This is a genomic window from Janthinobacterium sp. FT14W (assembly GCF_009208755.1).
GTDB lineage: Bacteria > Pseudomonadota > Gammaproteobacteria > Burkholderiales > Burkholderiaceae_D > Janthinobacterium > Janthinobacterium violaceinigrum.
Genome location: NZ_WFLL01000197.1, coordinates 1 through 220, shown reverse-complemented (window position 1 = coordinate 220; position 220 = coordinate 1). Strand labels below are relative to the sequence as shown.

The 220-nt window shown below is 68.6% G+C and carries 1 protein-coding gene; it reads left to right on the top strand.

The window, feature by feature from the left end; translation table 11 throughout:
• A partial coding sequence (locus tag GCN74_RS29115) for a hypothetical protein (RefSeq protein ID WP_193317322.1) occupies window positions 1–220 on the top strand: 220 nt, incomplete at both ends.

Here is a 220-nt window from a genome sequence, read left to right as displayed (position 1 = left end):
CTGGACTTGAGCGGCAGCCAGACGGGCGCGGCCAACATCGCCTTGACGGCGAGTGCCGGCAACATCAGCACGACCGGCGCGGTGGTAAGCACGCCGGGCCTGCTGTCGATCACGGCCAATGCGGGCAACGCGCAGGCGCTGGTGAACACGGGCAAGGGACAATTGAGCGGGGGCCAGCTGGCCCTGCAGGTGGCAAACCTGGACAACAGCGGCGGCGACA